Source organism: Leifsonia sp. LS1, assembly GCF_020521355.1.
In the GTDB taxonomy this organism is placed as follows: Bacteria; Actinomycetota; Actinomycetes; order Actinomycetales; family Microbacteriaceae; genus Leifsonia.
Map to the genome: position 1 here is coordinate 161,541 of NZ_BPER01000008.1, position 13,052 is coordinate 174,592.

12 protein-coding genes are annotated in these 13,052 nt (G+C 71.8%); 5 read left to right on the forward strand and 7 right to left on the reverse strand.

The genetic code is table 11. The features are described 5' to 3' along the window. Nucleotides 1-10: 10 nt before the first annotated feature. Nucleotides 11-295: a GNAT family N-acetyltransferase gene (locus LLS1_RS15125; RefSeq protein ID WP_223359001.1), complete on the forward strand. Its 285-nt coding sequence runs from the start codon at nucleotides 11-13 to the stop codon at nucleotides 293-295. Here the strand turns inward: LLS1_RS15125 and LLS1_RS15130 are convergent. The 7 genes from LLS1_RS15130 to LLS1_RS15160 all read right to left on the reverse strand — a co-directional run bounded on the left by LLS1_RS15130 (nucleotide 255) and on the right by LLS1_RS15160 (nucleotide 9,207). Next, nucleotides 255-626, reverse strand: coding sequence for a hypothetical protein (locus LLS1_RS15130; RefSeq protein ID WP_223359000.1), 372 nt, complete (start codon nucleotides 624-626; stop codon nucleotides 255-257). The two genes, LLS1_RS15125 and LLS1_RS15130, sit on opposite strands and share 41 nt — an antisense overlap. After that, nucleotides 623-1,465: a heme ABC transporter ATP-binding protein gene (locus LLS1_RS15135; protein ID WP_226656783.1), complete on the reverse strand. Its 843-nt coding sequence runs from the start codon at nucleotides 1,463-1,465 to the stop codon at nucleotides 623-625. Before LLS1_RS15135 ends, LLS1_RS15130 begins: the two co-directional genes overlap by 4 nt. Further along, entirely contained in the window at nucleotides 1,462-2,499 is a 1,038-nt protein-coding gene (locus tag LLS1_RS15140) for an iron ABC transporter permease (protein ID WP_223358998.1), read from the reverse strand. The genes LLS1_RS15135 and LLS1_RS15140 overlap by 4 nt, the downstream gene beginning before the upstream one ends. Before the next feature lie 77 nt (nucleotides 2,500-2,576). Beyond that, nucleotides 2,577-3,725, reverse strand: a complete 1,149-nt coding sequence (locus LLS1_RS15145; RefSeq protein WP_226656785.1) for a hemin ABC transporter substrate-binding protein — start codon at nucleotides 3,723-3,725, stop codon at nucleotides 2,577-2,579. Further along, on the reverse strand, nucleotides 3,722-7,015 hold the full coding sequence (locus LLS1_RS15150; protein ID WP_264186944.1) for an HtaA domain-containing protein: 3,294 nt from the start codon (nucleotides 7,013-7,015) through the stop codon (nucleotides 3,722-3,724). Before LLS1_RS15150 ends, LLS1_RS15145 begins: the two co-directional genes overlap by 4 nt. A gap of 187 nt (nucleotides 7,016-7,202) precedes the next feature. After that, nucleotides 7,203-8,252 (reverse strand): biotin/lipoate A/B protein ligase family protein, encoded by a 1,050-nt coding sequence (locus tag LLS1_RS15155; protein ID WP_226656787.1) that lies wholly within the window; start codon nucleotides 8,250-8,252, stop codon nucleotides 7,203-7,205. 100 nt (nucleotides 8,253-8,352) lie between these two features. Further along, nucleotides 8,353-9,207: an alpha/beta hydrolase gene (locus LLS1_RS15160; RefSeq protein ID WP_226656789.1), complete on the reverse strand. Its 855-nt coding sequence runs from the start codon at nucleotides 9,205-9,207 to the stop codon at nucleotides 8,353-8,355. A gap of 146 nt (nucleotides 9,208-9,353) precedes the next feature. Here LLS1_RS15160 and LLS1_RS15165 point away from each other — a divergent pair, with 146 nt between their 5' ends. The 4 genes from LLS1_RS15165 (at nucleotide 9,354) to LLS1_RS15180 (ending at nucleotide 13,002) form a co-directional block, all read left to right on the forward strand. Beyond that, nucleotides 9,354-9,785, forward strand: a complete 432-nt coding sequence (locus tag LLS1_RS15165; RefSeq protein ID WP_226656790.1) for a MarR family winged helix-turn-helix transcriptional regulator — start codon at nucleotides 9,354-9,356, stop codon at nucleotides 9,783-9,785. A gap of 5 nt (nucleotides 9,786-9,790) precedes the next feature. Next, nucleotides 9,791-11,089: an MFS transporter gene (locus LLS1_RS15170; RefSeq protein ID WP_223360880.1), complete on the forward strand. Its 1,299-nt coding sequence runs from the start codon at nucleotides 9,791-9,793 to the stop codon at nucleotides 11,087-11,089. A 356-nt stretch (nucleotides 11,090-11,445) separates the two neighbouring features. Next, complete coding sequence (locus tag LLS1_RS15175; RefSeq protein ID WP_223358985.1) at nucleotides 11,446-12,492, forward strand: LacI family DNA-binding transcriptional regulator; 1,047 nt, start codon at nucleotides 11,446-11,448, stop codon at nucleotides 12,490-12,492. Nucleotides 12,493-12,675: 183 nt separating this feature from the next. After that, a complete protein-coding gene (locus tag LLS1_RS15180; RefSeq protein WP_226656792.1) occupies nucleotides 12,676-13,002 on the forward strand; it encodes an L-rhamnose mutarotase in 327 nt (108 codons plus the stop codon). Nucleotides 13,003-13,052: the final 50 nt, after the last annotated feature.

Consider the following 13,052-nt stretch of genomic DNA (forward strand, 5'->3'; position numbering starts at 1 on the left):
CGTGAGCCCCATGAGCCTGACCGTGCAGAACGAACCGGACGAGTCGCGCTACGCGCTCTACAAGGACGGCGAGCGCATCGGCGTCGCCGAGTACGACCTGCGGGACGACGCGATCGTGTTCACGCACACCGAGGTCGACCCGGAGAAACGTGAGAAGGGGATGGCGTCGACGCTCGTGCAGACGGCGCTCGATGATGTGCGCGACAACTCAGAGCGTCGCGTGGTCGCGTCCTGCCCTTATGTGCGGAGCTGGATCAGCGAGCATCCCGAGTACGCCGACCTGCAACGACGGTAGCCCGGCCGTCGTCGTCGACGTCGCGGCCCGCCGCGCGCTGGCCGTTGCCCTGCGCACCGACGTCGATCGTGATCTTGCCGCCCTCCCAGACGCCCTTCTCGCCGTCGCCGGGGAGGGGTGCGGGCGCGGGGAGGAACGACTGGCGGTCGAGCTCCTGCTGCGCTTCGTGCCGGGTCGGCGCGAAGATCTCGTCGAACGATCCGCCGAGGGCGCCGGTCATGGTGCCGGAGCCGCGCTGCGTCTTGTTGGAGAGGTCGATCCAGCCGAGCCGCACGGCCACGACGATCACCACGACGAGCGCCACGATGACGCCCACGACCCACCAATTCACCCCTCGATGGTACCGGAGGGGCGTCGCTCACCCGGTGGACGCACAGGAAGCACCAAGGGTGCCCCGCTCCCCGGGTGCGGGATGACATCGACCGGATAGGCGTAGACCGCAGCCACCCGCTCGGCCGTGAGCACGTCCTCCGGCGTGCCGTCGGCGACCACGCGGCCGTCGCTCAGCAGCACGACGCGGTCGGCGTACGCGGCCGCCAGGTTGAGGTCGTGCAGCACGGCGAGCACGGCGCAGCCGGAGCGGGCGAGCTCGGCAGCGAGGGCGAGCACCTGCTCCTGGTGGCCGAGGTCGAGGGCGTCCGTCGGCTCGTCGAGCAGCACGATCGGGCAGCGTTGGGCGAGCACGCGGGCGAGGGAGACGCGGGCGAGCTCACCCCCGGAGAGCGTGGTCACGTCGCGATCCGCGAGGTGCTCCGTGGACGTGCGCTCCAGAGCGTCGGCGACGATGGCGTCATCGTCGCCGCTCTGCGGCGTGCGCGCCCACGGCATCCGTCCCATCGCCACGACCTCGCGCACGGGGTAGGAGAACGAGACGCCCTTCTGCTGCAGCAGCACGGCGCGCATCCGGCCGAGCTCGGCGACCTTCACCGTGCGCGCGTCCCGCCCGCCGATCAGGGCGACGCCGCTGTCAGGAGCCGTGTCGCCGGCGAGCACGCCCAGCGCGGTCGACTTGCCCGCTCCGTTCGGGCCGATGAGGGCCACCAGCTCGCCCGGGCGGACGGCGATGTCGACGCCGTCGAGGATGCGACGACCGGCGATCGTCACACCGACACCGTGCAGTTCCGCTCCGCCGGTCGTGATCGCCGTGCCCCCCGGGGCCGGCGCGCTCATGCGCTCTCCCCCGCCGCCACGGTCCTCCGCAGCAGGATGAAGAACACGGGGCCGCCGACCAGGGCGGTGAACATGCCTATCGGCAGGTCGGCGAACGGGATGGCCGTGCGGGCGACCACGTCGGCGATCGAGATCAGCAGTGCGCCACCGAGGGCGCTCGCCGGCAGCAGAGCGCCGTGCCCCGGTCCGATCAGCAGCCGGAGCAGGTGCGGCACGATCAGGCCGACGAAGGCGATGATCCCGGCGAACGAGACGGCGACCGCGGTGAGCAGGGCCACCAGGAGGATGGAGACCAGCCGCACGCGCTCGACGGGCACCCCGAGGTGGCGGGCGCTGCGGTCGCCGAGCGCGAGCGCATCCAGGCGCCGCGACATCAGACAGGCGCAGACGACGCCGACGACCAGCAGCGGCAGGGTGACGCCCACCGCCGACCAGGACGCGCCGTTGAGGGAGCCGAGCTGCCAGAACATGATCTGCTCACGGCTCGCGGTGTCGGCGAGGAACACGAAGAGCGCGATCACGGCATTGGCGATCGCGTTGACGGCGATGCCGGTGAGCACGAGCATGAGCACGCGGGTGCGTCCGCGGGCGCGCGCCAGCACGTAGACGAGCACGGTCGTGATCACCCCGGAGACGAACGCCGCCGCAGGCACCGTCGCCGCGCCGAACGTCTGCAGCCCGAAGACGATGGCGGCGCACGCCCCGACCGCGGCGCCCGCGGAGACGCCCACCACGGCAGGCTCTGCGAGCGGGTTCGCGAACACGCCCTGCATCAGCGCGCCCGCGACGCCGAGCGCGGCGCCGACGACGAGGCCGAGCACGAGGCGCGGGAACCGCACGTTCCAGAGCGCGCCATCGGCGTAGGCGTCGGCCGGCGCCGACGGCACGAGGCCGAGGCGGCGCGCGAAGGAGCCGACGATCTCGGCCGGGGAGAGCGAGAACTGGCCGAGAGCGGACGACGTCAGCACGACGGCGAGCAGCAGCACCACCATCGCTCCGATGACGAGCGCCCGCCGGCCGCGCGCCCTGGTCACGGCGGCGACGGTCGAGCGATCGGGCTGCTCCGGCCGGCCCGCGCGTGAGGTCCGACCGGCGCGTACGCCGTGAGCGGTCATCCCGTCGCCCCGGGCCGGTACAGCGCGTCGGCGAGCGAGCGCAGCACCGCGGGGGTGGTCGGACCGAACGAGAGGATCTGCCCGTCGGACATGTCGACGATGCGCCGGTGCTGACCCGCGAGGGTGTCCGCCACCCCGGGTCGCTTCAGGAGGCCGTCGACGCCGCCCGTCGACTCCAGTCCGTCCGTCATCATCAGGAAGACGTCCGGGTTGGTCGCCAGCAGGGCTTCGCTGTTCGCGGGCTTCGCGCCGGTGATGCCGGCGGCCGAGGCCACGTCCACCGCGCCGACGCCCGAGATCAGGTCGTCGGCGCCCATCCCCTTGCCGAAGAGGAAGAAGACCCCTGCGGTGCCGCGCACGTACAGGAACGCGATGCGCAGCTTGTCCGCGTCGGAGCGCGGGGCGAGCTTCGCGATGTCCGCCTTCGCCGCGACGAGCTCCTCGTCCGTGCGCTCCACCAGCTTCTCGCCGACGGCGTCGAGCCCCACCGCGTGCGCGACCGCCCGCGTCTGCTCGCCGATCGTCGCGATACTGCGCTTCGGGTCGAAGAATAAAACGGGGACACCGGAGGCGCGCAGCTGGTCCTGCACCTCGCGCGGGCCGAGCGTGGTGTCGGTGAGCACGAGTGTGGGCCGCAGGGCGAGGATCGCCTCGCCGTTGAGCTCGTGGCCGTTCTGCGTGACCAGGGGGAGGTCCTTCATCACGTCGAGCGTGTTGGAGGAGCCGCGCCCGACGAGCTTGTCGCCCAGGCCCAGCCCGACGACCGTCTCGGCCAGCGTGCCGTAGATGTCGAGGGCGAGGATGCGGCTGGTGTCGGTGACGGTCACGGAGGTGCCGGTCGTGTCGGTGACCGTGACCGGCAGCGACGGCTTCGGGCTCTTCTCGACGGGAACGATCTCGGCGATGGAGGCGGCCGTCGACGGGCCGGTGATGGTGCGGGGGTCCGGGAGCGTTTCGCCGGTCGCGGTCGCGGAGGGCGATGGTTTCGCGCTCGTCGGCGTGACCGCCGGCGCGCCCGCCGCGCATCCCGTCAGCACGCCGACGAGGACGGCGACGGCGACGGCGCGCGCGGCGCGGAGGGTGCGGGAACGCCCATGGGCGGCGCGGGAAGCGCCGCCCATGGGCGAGGTGCCGTCGGGCGTCACACAGCCTCCACGTCCGCGCGCACCGACCGGCGGCGCATGGCCGCGACGGCGGCGACGCCCGCGAGGATCAGCAGACCGCCGAGCAGGGGCACGACGCCCGAGCCGGTGCTGCCGGTCGACGCCAGGGAGGAGGCAGTGGTGCTGTCGCACTCCACCTCGCCGCCGAGCGGGAACCGGAACGAGATCGGGTCCAGCGCGTCGCCCGCGTTGTAGAAGCCGGCGAACGCCTTGGCGCCGTCCGCGGTCAGCGCGGTGGCCGCGCCGTCGACCGCGAACGTCGAGCCGGAGGCCGTGCCGCCGCCGAGCGCGATCGTCGCGAACGAGACGCCCGAGTAGTCGCTCGGGTTGCCGCTCATGTCGGTCGAGTGGACGTCGGCGATGAGGGTCGCCTGCGTCGCGCTGGTGACCCGGACCGCGAGGTTCGAGAGCACCAGGTTCAGCACTCCGTCGTGTCCCGTGAACGAGACCGAGCCCGAGTAGCGCACGAGTCCGCGCGTCTCGTCCGGGTTGAAGCTGCCCTTTCCGCCGCTCCAGCCGTACTGGCCGCCGGCGTAGGTCACTCCCGAGAGGGTCCACGATCCGTTGGCGATGCCACCGCTGATGTAGTTGCGGAAGCTCGTCTTCACGCCCCAGTCGAGCGTCGCGTCGCCGACGGCGCGCGCCACGCAGGTCGGCTGCACCGCGGCGACGGGGGCCGGGGCCTGCGGGGTCACGGCGGCCGCGGGGGCGATGACGACGTCGACGGAGGGCGAGACCACGGGCGTGAACAACGTGGGGTCGTCCGGCGTGAAGCTCGCCGAGAAGGCGTGCGTGCCGGAGGCGAGGCCGGGCACCCGTGCGGTCACCGACGACGAGCTCGCAGCGGCGAGGGCGGCGAAGGTGACGACGCCCGACGCCGGCGCGACCGTGTCCGCGACGAGGCGGAGTCCGCTGGCGACGACCTTGCCGTTGTCGAGGATGGCGATCGTGCCCTCGGCGGCGGGGGTGACCCGCACGGTGACGTCGACCGGGTCGCCCGCGTTGCCGGTGCCGCTGGACGTCGATACCGTCACGGTCGGCGTGACCGCGGTGCCGGACGAGGCGAACGCCACGGGGGTGCTCGTGTCCTGGGTCGTGTCGACGAGGCCCTGGCCGTGCGCCTTGGAGGTGTAGACGGCGTAGGCGGGTGTGGTCGCGTCCGGAGCGGGAACCGTGATGTCCACGGCGAACGTGCCGTCCGCGTTCAGCGGCGCGGTGCGGGTGGTGCCGGAGGGCACCGAGGGGTTGCCCACGGCGATCCACACCGTCTGGCTCGGGATCAGCCGGGCCGAGTCCTGGTAGAACCCGCGCAGGCCCGCCGGGCCGAGGGCCAGGTAGATCCCGGGCGAGGCGGTCGAGAAGCCGCTTCCGGTCACCGTGACGGTTCCGCCGCCCGCGGGGACCTGCGGCACGCTCACGGTCGGGACGCCCGGCGTGACCGGCTTGGCCGTCACCGTGGCCTTGATCGAGTTGGAGCGAGCGGAGGCGAACTTCGTCGCATCCACCGGCGTGTACCAGCCGCGCACCTTGTGGTCGCCGACCGCGAGGGTCGAGGTGCGGAACACCGCGGTGTTCCCGGTGACGGAGACGGTGCCGTAGCTGCTGCCGGCGTCGGGACCGGACGTCCCGCCGCCCTCGCCGAAGACGATGGAGCCGGGGAACGCGGTCGGCAGGTCGTCGCCCTCGAGGTTCGCGGACAGGGTGGCCGTGTAGGTGAGCTCGGTGCCCTCGACCGCGGTGGCCGGCGTGACCGAGAGGCTGACGAGCACCGGGAGCGCGTCCGAGGCGCCGTACACGGTGACCGTGCTGGCCGAGGAGGTCGACGCCGTCGCGACGGTCGCGTCGCTGGGGGTGAAGGCCGCCGTGAGCGAGCGAGCCCCGGAGGCGAGCGAGGTCGTGCCGAGCGAGGCGACGCCGTCGGTGACGGTGCTCGAGCCGAGCGAGGTCGTGCCGTCGAAGAACTCGACCGTGCCCGCCGTGGCCGGCGAGACGGTCGCGGTGAGGGTGACCGTGCGGCCGGCCTGGACGGCCGTCGCGTTCACCGAGAGCTCGGTGGTGGTCGTCTTCGGCTCGGCGAAGGCGATCGGGGTGTAGGTGTCCTGGCTGCGGTCGGCGGAGCCGTGCGCGGCGAACGTGTAGACGCCGCACTCGACGGTGGCGCAGTCGACCGACGCGCCGTTCGACGTGAAGACGCGCTTCAGGTTGGCCAGAGCGATCGAGATGGTGCCGTCGGCGTTGATCTTCGCGCCGTAGGTGCCGGCGGTGGTCGCCCACTTGACGCCCTGGTAGTAGCTCGCCTTCACGAACCAGTCGGCGTTGTCCGCGGCGGACTTGGGTCCGACGCCGATGTAGAAGCCGGAGCCCGTGGTGGAGAAGCCCGAGCCCGTGACGGTCACCGTTCCCGCGGCGGGGTCGATCCCGGTGCTGGGCGCGACGGTCACGGACGGGCCGGTCGGCTGGGGGGCCGCGGTGACGGTGACCGTCGTGGCCGAGGAGGTCGAGCCTCCGTACGCCGCGCTGTCGGCTGGAGCGAACGCGGCAGTGATGCTGTGCGTCCCCACGCCCAGGGCGCTGCTCGTGAAGGCGGCGGTGCCCGCGGAGACGGCCTGGCTGCCCAGCGTGGTCGAGCCCTCGGCGAACGTCACCGTTCCGGCGACGTCCGCGGGCGACACCGTGGCGGTCAGCGTGACCGGCGAGCCCTCCTGCACGCTCGCGGCGCTGCTGGTGAGCGCGACGGAGGTGCTGGCCGGCTGCGGTGCCGCGAACGCGATCGGCGTGTAGGTGTCCTGGGTCCGATCCGTCGAGCCGTGGGCGGCGAACGTGAAGACCCCGCACTCCTCGGTCGAGCAGTCCACGGTGCGGCCGTTCGCCGTGAAGACCTTCTTCAGTCCGGTCAGCGTCGACGTGAACGAACCGTCCGCCGCGATGGTGCTGACCCACTTGACGCCCTGATAGAACGACGCGTTGACGAACCAGGTCGAGTCGTCGAGCGCCGCCTTGGGCCCGACCCCCACGTAGACGCCGTTGACCCCGGCGCCGGTGGGGGTGAACCCGGAGCCGGTGACGGTGACGGTGCCGTTGTCGGCATCGATGCCGGTGGCCGGGGCGACCGAGACGGACGCCGACGCGGCCAGGGCCGGCGTGGCGCCGACGGCGGTCACGCCTGCTGCGACGAGCAGGCCGGCGAGCGCGGCGGCGAGGATGCGGCGCGCGGGGCGCGGCGCGCGCCTCTCGGGATCGGGGGCGGGCGTAGCAGTTCGGGACGCTGTCATGGCACTCCTGAGCGACGGTCGGCACGGGCCGATCCGCAGCGATCTCTGACGGTGAGGATTAGGTAAGGCTCAGCTAACTAAGCCTTGGCTAACCTAACAGAACGTTCAGGGAGGAATGCAAGAGCCCGCGCGAAAAAACCCGTATGCCGGAAGCGGCATACGGGCTCTTCGTCAGGTGGATGCGCGCCTACGGCACCCGGTACAGCCACTCGTCCGTGCCGAACTTCTCCTCGACCAGGCGCTCCGCCTCCGCGTACTCCGCGTCCGTGATGTCGCCCTCCGTCGCGCCGTACAGACCAGCGAACGTCTGCTTCATCCGCTCGATGATCTCGGCGCGGCTCAGGCCCGTCTGGCTCCGGAGCGGGTCGACGCGCTTGGCGGCGCTGGTGATGCCCTTGTCGCTGATCTTCTCTCGACCGATGCGGAGCACCTCCGTCATCTTCTGGCCGTCCATGTCGTAGCTCATGGTGACGTGGTGCAGCACCGCACCCGAGCCGAGCCGCTTCTGCGCCGCACCGCCGATCTTGCCGGACGGGCTCGTGATGTCGTTGAGCGGCTGGTACACCGCGTCGATGCCCAGCGACTTGAGGGCGATGATCGCCCATTCGTCGAGGAACGCGTAGCTGTCGGCGAAGCTCATCCCCTGCACCAGGTCGGCGGGCGCGTAGATCGAGTACGTGACCACCGAGCCGGCCTCCATGAACATCGCGCCGCCGCCGGTGATCCGCCGCACCACCTGGATGCCGTACTTCTCGGCGTTCTCGGGGTCAACCTCGTTCTTCACCGACTGGAAGCTGCCGATCACCACGGCGGGCTCGTCCCACTCCCAGATGCGCAGCGTGGGACCGCGGCGTCCGTCGCCGACCTCGGTGGTGAGGACCTCGTCGAGCGCCAGGTGCATCAACGGCGAGACGGCCTTGGCGTGCACGATCTCCCACGGATAGTCGCGCCAGCTGGTCGCCTTGGCCAGGGCGCGGCGGATGGCGACGGCGACGGCGTCGGGCGAGAAGCCGAGCAGGATGGCACCCTCGGGAAGAGCGTCCTTGACGGCCGACGCGATGGTCTTCGCGTCCGACTCGGCCGGCAGGCCGTTCACCGCCGCGTCGATCGCCTCCAGCGCCGTGTCGGGCTCCAGGAAGAAGTCGCCCGCCAGGCGGAACCCGCTGATCCGGCCATCCACGACCTCCAGGTCGACGACGACGAGCTTGCCACCCGGGACCTTGTACTCACCATGCATACCCCCACCCTAATTCCGCCAGGCACGCACTCGTCGAGCGGTCGAACAGTCTGCCGCCTCGGCGAGATCGCGTGCCTTTTTCCCCGCCTGGGCAGCCGAGTCAGGCGCGCGCGGGGAGGCGGGGGTCGAGCCAGGCGAGGAGGTCGGCGACGACCTCGTCGCGGTTGATCTCGTTGTAGATCTCGTGGCGGGCGCCGGGGTAGACGATCGTGGTGACGTCGCTGAGCCCGGACCGCGTGCGGTACGCCCGCTCGAGGCGGCGGGCGGAGGCCTCCCCGCCGAGCGGGTCGTCGCTCCCCACCTGGATGAGCAGCGGGAGGTCGCGGGCCAGCCCGCGCGCCGGGCGCCCGAGCATCCGCGCGGCGTCCGTCAGCCCGAACAGCTTCTGCAGCGGAGTCAGGGTGGTGAGCGGGTCGTCCACGAACTCCTCGGCGACCCGCGGGTCGCGGCTCAGCCACTCCGCCCCGGTGGTGCCCAGGTGGGCGTGCCGCTTGTTGAGGTCGCCGCTGTTCATCGACCCGACCATCCGGTACGCCGTGCCCGAGAGCACGGCGGCGTCGTACTCGTCGCTGTGCCGGTTCAGGATGATCTGGCCCATCAGCGAGCCCCAGCTGTGTCCGAGGTAGACCAGCGGCACATCCGGGTTCTCGGCCCGGACGAGATGGCTGAAGGCGCGCACGTCCCGGATCGCCGCGCGGAGGCCCCCGGGACCGAGCCTTCCGAGTTTCGTCGCGTCGCCGCCCCACTGCTCCATTCCCGTGCGCCCGTGGCCGAGATGGTCGTCGGCATAGACCGCGTATCCGGCGGCGGCGAGCCGCTCGGCGAGCGGCCGGTAGCGGGCCGCATGCTCCCCGACACCGTGGGCGATCTGCACGGCGGCCCGCGCCGAACCGACGGCCGGATAGGCGTCGTAGTGGATGCGGATGCCGTCGTCATCGGTGAAGGTGTGCTGCACGGGATCATTCTGACCCACGGATAGACGCCGGCAGACCACTGAGGTTCACGTGGTTGCGCCCATTCGAGCCGGATGGGCGCAACCACGTGAACCTCGGCGCCGCGGCCATTTTGTTTAGCAAGCCTAAATTGCTAGGCTAAGTATTCATGGCTTCCCGCATCACGACGCACGACCTCAGCAGCGCACTGCGCATCGCGGTCGCGCGTCTCTCACGTCGGCTGCGCGCCGAGAAGGAGGACGACGAGCTCAGCGACTCCCAGACCTCCACACTCGCCTTCCTCGTGCGCGAGGGCTCCGGGACGATCGGCAGGCTCAGCGAGCACGAGCGCGTCAAGCCGCCCTCGATGAACCGCATCGTCAACCACCTGGAGCAGGCGGGCTACGTCGTGCGCACGGCCGACGCCGAGGACGGACGCAAGGTCGTTGTCGTCCCGACCGAGGCCGGGCGCGGGCTCGTCGCCGAGACGCGCCGCCGGCGCGACGCCTGGCTGCACCAGCGCCTCCGCGGCCTCACCGCCGAGCAGCGCGCCGTGCTGGTGGAGGCCGCCGCGATCATGCGCGAGGTCGCCGACTCGTGAGCGCCATGTTCCGCTCCTTGGCCGGCGTCAACTACCGCATCTGGGCCGCCGGCGCGCTGGTCTCCAATGTCGGCACGTGGATGCAGCGCACGGCGCAGGACTGGATCGTCCTCACCCAGCTCACCCACAACAACGCCGCCGCCGTCGGGTTCGTGATGGCGCTGCAGTTCGGCCCGCAGCTCCTCCTCCTCCCCATCACGGGGTGGGCGGCCGACCACCTCGACCGGCGCAAGCTCCTCATGGCGACGCAGGGCGCGATGGGAGTGCTCGGCCTCGGTCTCGGCCTGCTGACCGTCACCGGCGTGGTGGAGCTGTGGCACGTGTACGTGTTCGCACTGCTGCTCGGCGTGGTCGCCGCGTTCGACGCGCCCGCCCGGCAGACCTTCGTCTCCGAACTCGTCGCGGGCCCCAACCTCTCCAACGCGGTCGCCCTCAACTCGGCGTCGTTCAACGCGGCGCGGCTCCTCGGTCCCGCCGTCGCCGGTCTGCTGACGGCCGCAGTGGGGGCGGGATGGGTGTTCCTCATCAACGCCGCGACCTTCGGCGCCGTCCTCCTCTCGCTGATGACCCTGCGTCGCGAGCAGCTCTACCGCACGGAGCGGGCCAAGCGGACGCGCGGCGGCCTCGTCGACGGCTTCCGCTACGTGCGCAACCGCCCGGACATCCTCGTGATCCTGGTGATGGTCTTCCTCATCGGCACGTTCGGCCTCAACTTCCCGATCTTCATCTCGACCATGTCCGTGACGGTGTTCCACCAGGGGGCGGGCGAGTACGGCATCCTGTCGTCGGTCATGGCGATCGGCTCGGTCGTCGGCGCTCTGCTCTCGGCGCGGCGCGAGCGCCCGCGCGTCGCCCTGCTCTTCGCCGGCGCGGCCCTGTTCGGTGCGGGATGCGCCCTCGCCGCCGTCATGCCGACCTACTGGCTCTTCGCGATCGCGCTCATCCTCGTGGGCGTCTCGTCGCAGACCCTCATGACGACCGCGAACGGCACGGTGCAGATGACCACGGATCCCGTGCTGCGCGGCCGGGTGATGGCCATCTACATGGCGATCTTCATGGGCGGGACGCCGGTGGGCGCGCCGATCGTCGGCTGGGTCGCCGACACGTTCGGCCCACGATGGGCGATGGGCGTCGGCGCGGCGAGCGGATTCGCCGCCGCCCTCGTCGGCGTCTTCTACCTCGTCAGGTATCGCGGCCTCCGCGTGCGCTTCACCGGCGTGCGCCCCCGCGTCGTACTCAACCCCCGCGAGCAGCTCCGCGAGGAGCTCGCGGACACGGAGGCCACCGCCACCCGCACCTCCTGACCCTGCCGAGCGCCGCGCCCGGCCCCAACCTATTCCGGAGAAGAAGGCCGAAGCTGCCCGATCCTCCGTTCCGACGGAGAACTGAGCGGAGTGGCGGCGGAAGACTCCGTCATTGCCGGGCACGGACGCCCGCGCCCGACACGACTCCGGAACTCCGGACTTCCGCGCTGACGCGCCGCGAATAGCTCCGGAACTCCGGAGATTCGGCGCTGTGCAGCCCTCGTCTCCGGATCCCTGCGGCGGCAGATCCGAGCGCAACGTCGTGAATCCCGGACCCGGGAGCTCGGCCCGTCGGCGGCGTGGGGTGAAACGATACGATGGCTGATCGGTCCACGGGATGCAGGGAGGGAGCACGGATGGCCGCCGCCAAGCGCCCGAGCGTGAAAGACGTGGCCGCGCTGGCCGGTGTGGCCGTCGGCACCGTGTCCAATGTGCTCAACCGTCCCGACATCGTCGCCGAGCCCACGCGCCGCGCCGTCGAAGACGCCATCGCGGCCCTCGGCTTCACCCGTAACGAGTCGGCCCGGCAGCTGCGTGCCGGTGCGAGCCGCAGCATCGCCATGGTCGTGATGGACGTCGGCAACCCGTTCTTCACCGACCTCTACGTGGGCGCGGAGGGCTTCGCCCTCGAGCGCGGCTACTCCATCCAGCTCGGCAACAGCGGCAACAGCGGCGACCGGGAGCAGCGGCAGCTCGCCGCGTTCGAGCAGCAGCGGGTGCGCGGGGTGCTCCTCGCACCGCTCGCCGGGGCGGGGGCGGTCGTCGAGCGGCTGCGCGAGCACGGCATCCCCACCGTGCTGGTCGACCGGGTGGCCTCGGATCTCGAGGCCTGCTCGGTCGCCGTGGACGACGTCGAAGGCGGGAGGCTCGCCGTCGGCCACCTCATCGCGGAGCGCCACCGCCGTATCGCCTTCGTCGGGGGCCCGGCCGATCTGCAGCAGATCCGCGACCGCGTGGAGGGCGCCCGTCTCGCGATCGCCGAGGCCGCCGCCTCCGGCGCCGGAGAGGTCCAGCTCGACATCCTGCCCGTCGAGCGCCTCAGTGCCGGGGACGGCCGCGACGCGGCGGAGCGCATCGTCGCCCGGCCCGCGGATGAGCGTCCGACCGCGGTCTTCGCCGCCAACGACCTCCTCGCGCTCGGCCTGCTGCAGGGCTTCGTCACCGCGGGGCTCCGAGTGCCGGAGGACATCGCCCTGATCGGCTACGACGACATCGACTTCGCCGCGACGGCCGCGGTGCCCCTGTCCGCCGTGCGACAGCCGCGCCGCGAGATCGGCTACGCCGCCGGGGAGCTGCTCTTCCGCGAGATCGAGGACCTGGAGGTCGGCGCCCCGCACGTGCATCAGCACGTGCGGTTCGTCCCCGAGCTCGTCGTGCGCCGCTCCTCCTCCCCCACCGCCTGACCCCCCCTTCCCCGCAGAGGGGTCGCATCCCGCCGCTCTGCAGCCGGCGGAGCGGCGATTCGCGACCCCGCTGCGTCCGGCACCGGGCCGTCTTGTGCCGCCGCGGTCCCCACGCTAGTCTTGAATCGTTTCAGAGGAGCGCTTCGGTTCGGCCTCCGACCCGACCACGACGAAGGAGTCACCGTGTCCGCATCCCGCCGGGTGTGCTTCACCATGCGGCTGAAGCCCGAGCGCGTCGAGGACTACCTCGCCGCCCACGCGACAGTCTGGCCCGAGATGCTCGACGCACTGCGCGAGACCGGCTGGCACGACTACTCGCTCTTCGTCGACCGCGCGAACGGGCTGGTCGTCGGCTACCTCGAGACCGACGACTTCGACGCCGCGGTCGCCGGGATGAGCTCCCGCGAGGTCAACGACCGCTGGCAGGCCGGGATGGCGGAGTACTTCGCCGAGGAGGCCGCACCCGACAGCACGATGAACCGGCTGGCCGAGTACTTCCACCTCGACTGAGCCCGCGGGCGTCCCGGCCCGGCTGATCCGCCCCGAACGTCACGCACCCG

Coding starts and splice junctions, on each gene's coding strand:
- LLS1_RS15125 (WP_223359001.1), top strand. CDS start 11: ATGAGCCTGACCGTGCAGAACGAACCGGACGAGTCGCGCTACGCGCTC.
- LLS1_RS15135 (WP_226656783.1), bottom strand. CDS start 1,465: ATGAGCGCGCCGGCCCCGGGGGGCACGGCGATCACGACCGGCGGAGCG.
- LLS1_RS15150 (WP_264186944.1), bottom strand. CDS start 7,015: ATGACAGCGTCCCGAACTGCTACGCCCGCCCCCGATCCCGAGAGGCGC.
- LLS1_RS15155 (WP_226656787.1), bottom strand. CDS start 8,252: ATGCATGGTGAGTACAAGGTCCCGGGTGGCAAGCTCGTCGTCGTCGAC.
- LLS1_RS15165 (WP_226656790.1), top strand. CDS start 9,354: ATGGCTTCCCGCATCACGACGCACGACCTCAGCAGCGCACTGCGCATC.
- LLS1_RS15170 (WP_223360880.1), top strand. CDS start 9,791: ATGTTCCGCTCCTTGGCCGGCGTCAACTACCGCATCTGGGCCGCCGGC.
- LLS1_RS15175 (WP_223358985.1), top strand. CDS start 11,446: ATGGCCGCCGCCAAGCGCCCGAGCGTGAAAGACGTGGCCGCGCTGGCC.